1 protein-coding gene and 9 tRNA genes are annotated in these 3,734 nt (G+C 44.7%); 8 read left to right on the top strand and 2 right to left on the bottom strand.

Annotated elements, in window-relative coordinates:
* Positions 1-94: 94 nt before the first annotated feature.
* Positions 95-170, bottom strand: a tRNA-Val gene (locus tag BM736_RS24645).
* 46 nt (positions 171-216) lie between these two features.
* Positions 217-292, bottom strand: a tRNA-Val gene (locus tag BM736_RS24640).
* A 385-nt stretch (positions 293-677) separates the two neighbouring features.
* On the opposite strand from BM736_RS24640, the gene gltX reads away from it, so the two are divergent.
* The 8 genes from gltX (at position 678) to BM736_RS24600 (ending at position 3,728) form a co-directional block, all read left to right on the top strand.
* Positions 678-2,087, top strand: a complete 1,410-nt coding sequence (gene gltX, locus BM736_RS24635) for a glutamate--tRNA ligase (RefSeq protein WP_076416883.1) — start codon at positions 678-680, stop codon at positions 2,085-2,087.
* A gap of 104 nt (positions 2,088-2,191) precedes the next feature.
* A tRNA-Ala gene (locus BM736_RS24630) sits at positions 2,192-2,267 on the top strand.
* Between the two features lie 148 nt (positions 2,268-2,415).
* Positions 2,416-2,491, top strand: a tRNA-Glu gene (locus tag BM736_RS24625).
* Between the two features lie 226 nt (positions 2,492-2,717).
* Positions 2,718-2,793 (top strand) — tRNA-Glu (locus BM736_RS24620).
* A 226-nt stretch (positions 2,794-3,019) separates the two neighbouring features.
* Positions 3,020-3,095: transfer RNA gene (locus BM736_RS24615), tRNA-Glu, on the top strand.
* Between the two features lie 76 nt (positions 3,096-3,171).
* Positions 3,172-3,247, top strand: a tRNA-Glu gene (locus tag BM736_RS24610).
* Positions 3,248-3,500: 253 nt separating this feature from the next.
* Positions 3,501-3,576: transfer RNA gene (locus BM736_RS24605), tRNA-Glu, on the top strand.
* Positions 3,577-3,652: 76 nt separating this feature from the next.
* Positions 3,653-3,728: transfer RNA gene (locus BM736_RS24600), tRNA-Glu, on the top strand.
* The last annotated feature ends 6 nt before the right edge of the window (positions 3,729-3,734 follow it).

Below are 3,734 nucleotides of genomic sequence, written 5' to 3'. Positions count from 1 at the left end.
CGAACCAGTGACCCCCTCCTTGTAAGGGAGGTGCTCTCCCAGCTGAGCTAATCGACCTGGGATTYCATAATGTTTTAATTCTTTATGARAAGAATGGTGGTCGATACTGGGCTCGAACCAGTGACCCCCTCCTTGTAAGGGAGGTGCTCTCCCAGCTGAGCTAATCGACCTGGGACTTACTATTTTACAAAATACACTATCTTCACAAAAAAGATATGGTGGTCGATACTGGGCTCGAACCAGTGACCCCCTCCTTGTAAGGGAGGTGCTCTCCCAGCTGAGCTAATCGACCTCGCTGTGTGGGCCGTATTATAGGGAGGGAGGAAGTAGTGTCAACGCTTTTTTAGATAAAAACTCGAGTACGGTGCAATTTCACCCTGACTGCTGAATTGTTACTCAAGCTATTGTTGCTTTGTGTATTATTCGCCCTTTTTGAGGGGGCACTCGCGGCTGGTATCTAGAGAGGGCATATTTGTTATTGGTATAACTCAAGAATTATTTATAGGGTAAGCAAATATCTGGCTTACTTGGCTTCATATTATAGAAAGAGAATAGTATTTAAATCGCATAACCTTAATATGTTATTTTCTCTTACCTCATTTGACTGTTAGAATATGCGCCAAATTCATTGGTACAGTCTAGAATTTAGACTTTCTATAATAGGTTAGTGTCCCACTATGACAACTAAGACGCGTTTTGCTCCAAGTCCTACCGGTTTCTTACATGTTGGAGGTGCTCGTACAGCACTTTATTCTTGGTTATATGCTCGTGCAAATAATGGCGAGTTCGTTTTAAGAATTGAAGATACTGATCTTGAGCGTTCAACACCTGAAGCTTGTCAGGCTATTCTTGATGGTATGGAGTGGTTAGGCTTGAATTGGGAACACGGGCCTTTTTACCAAACGAAACGATTCGATCGCTATAATGAAATCATCGCACAGATGCTAGAGCAGGGGAGTGCATATAAATGCTACTGTTCACGCGAGCGAATAGAAAAGATGCGTGAAGAGCAAGCAGCAAACGGTGAAAGTCAGAAATATGATGGTTGCTGTCGCGATCTTGCTCCACGTGATACTGCCGAGCCGTTTGTTATCCGATTTAAGAACCCAACTGAGGGTAGTGTAGTATTTGATGATCACGTTCGTGGTCGTATTGAGATCGCAAACTCGGAGTTAGACGATCTGATCATAGCGCGCACGGAAGGAACTCCAACTTACAATTTCTGTGTAGTAGTTGATGATTGGGATATGGGGATCACGTGTGTTGTTCGCGGTGAAGATCATATTAATAATACGCCAAGACAGATAAACATCCTCAAAGCGCTAGGCGCCCCAATTCCTGAATATGCACATGTTGCTATGATTTTAGGTGATGATGGCGCTAAGCTTTCTAAGCGTCATGGTGCTGTAGGTGTCATGCAGTACCGCGATGATGGTTTCCTACCTGAAGCACTGCTTAATTACTTGGTTCGTTTAGGTTGGTCCCATGGTGATCAAGAGATCTTCTCTATAGAGGAGATGAAACAACTCTTTAAGCTTGAGGATATTAATAAAGCGGCTTCAGCATTTAATACAGATAAGCTTATATGGTTGAATCAGCACTATATGAAGGAACTTGCTCCTGAATATGTGGCAGAACAACTTAAATGGCACATGGATGACCAAAAAATAGATATTAGTAATGGCCCTGCACTTACTGAGATCGTTTCAGCCTTATCTGAGCGCGCTAAAACATTAAAAGAGCTCGCTGCATCTAGCCGCTATTTCTTTGAAGATTTTGAAGAGTTCGACGCAACAGCGGCTAAGAAGCACCTTAGAGGTGTAGCTATGGAGCCACTTGAGCTGATTCAGAAGAAACTTGCTGAAATTAGTGAGTGGACTTTAGAGAATATTCATCAAGCAATTGAAGATACAGCTGCTGAGTTAGAGGTTGGTATGGGGAAGGTGGGCATGCCTTTACGTGTAGCCGTTACAGGAGCGGGTATGTCTCCTGCTGTTGATTTAACCTTATTCTTGGTTGGAAAGACTCGTTCTGAGCAAAGAATCTCCAAAGCGATTGAATTTGTAGCAAATAGAATAAATTCCTAAAAAACGAGTTGACACTTTTGGGTGTGCTGCATAGAATGCGCCACGCACTTGAGACACAACGAAGCAAAAGCTTAGTAGCGTACTCAAAAGTGATAGGTTAAAGAGGGGCCTTAGCTCAGCTGGGAGAGCGCAACACTGGCAGTGTTGAGGTCAGCGGTTCGATCCCGCTAGGCTCCACCATTTAACCACTCTGCTTAATAGAGTATAAATTTAAGTCTGCCTCATTTTGTTTAGTGAGATTAAGTCAGATGAGTTGCAACCCTTAGCCTTTGGGTCATCAGCTAATAAACAACTCTTTATTTATAGAGTTAAAAGAATAAATGTCCGGGTCCCCATCGTCTAGAGGCCTAGGACACCGCCCTTTCACGGCGGTAACAGGGGTTCGAATCCCCTTGGGGATACCACTATTTACAAAGCGTTGAATCTTAGCCTACAAGGTTTAACGAGTACTCACTCTTTGCAGAGTCTAATGCAGTCCGGGTCCCCATCGTCTAGCGGGAACAAGACTAGGACACCGCGTAGTGGTTTCTTATAGAGAGTACGGCGGTAACATGGGTTCGAATACTTAGCCTTTGGATTCTAGCTAATAGACAACTCTTTATTTATAGAGTTAAAAGAATAAATGTCCGGGTCCCCATCGTCTAGAGGCCTAGGACACCGCCCTTTCACGGCGGTAACAGGGGTTCGAATCCCCTTGGGGATACCACTATTTACAAAGCGTTGAGTTTTAGCCTACAAAACTTAATGAGTATTCACTCTTTGCAGAGTCTAATGCAGTCCGGGTCCCCATCGTCTAGCGGGAACAAGACTAGGACACCGTGCAGTGGTTTCTTATAGAGAGTACGGCGGTAACATGGGTTCGAATCCTTAGCCTTTGGATTCTAGCTAATAGACAACTCTTTATTTATAGAGTTAAAAGAATAAATGTCCGGGTCCCCATCGTCTAGAGGCCTAGGACACCGCCCTTTCACGGCGGTAACAGGGGTTCGAATCCCCTTGGGGATACCACTATTTACAAAGCGTTGAGTTTTAGCCTACAAGGTTCAACGAGTATTCACTCTTTGCAGAGTCTAATGCAGTCCGGGTCCCCATCGTCTAGAGGCCTAGGACACCGCCCTTTCACGGCGGTAACAGGGGTTCGAATCCCCTTGGGGATACCACTATTTGAAAATAATGAGATTTCGGTCTGGTTATTTAAGCGTTAAATCTTAGCCTACAAGGTTCAACGAGTATTCACTCTTTGCAGAGTCTAATGCAGTCCGGGTCCCCATCGTCTAGCGGGAACAAGACTAGGACACCGCGCAGTGGTTTCTTATAGATAGTACGGCGGTAACATGGGTTCGAATCCTTAGCCTTTGGATTCTAGCTAATAGACAACTCTTTATTTATAGAGTTAAAAGAATAAATGTCCGGGTCCCCATCGTCTAGAGGCCTAGGACACCGCCCTTTCACGGCGGTAACAGGGGTTCGAATCCCCTTGGGGATACCACTATTTACAAAGCGTTGAGTTTTAGCCTACAAAACTTAATGAGTATTCACTCTTTGCAGAGTCTAATGCAGTCCGGGTCCCCATCGTCTAGAGGCCTAGGACACCGCCCTTTCACGGCGGTAACAGGGGTTCGAATCCCCTTGGGGATACCACTATTT

The sequence above is a fragment of the Shewanella sp. UCD-KL12 genome (assembly GCF_001957125.1).
Taxonomy (GTDB): domain Bacteria; phylum Pseudomonadota; class Gammaproteobacteria; order Enterobacterales; family Shewanellaceae; genus Shewanella.
Note: the sequence above shows the minus strand (reverse complement) of the source record. Positions and strands in the feature narration are given on the sequence as shown.

Coding starts and splice junctions, on each gene's coding strand:
- gltX (WP_076416883.1), top strand. CDS start 678: ATGACAACTAAGACGCGTTTTGCTCCAAGTCCTACCGGTTTCTTACAT.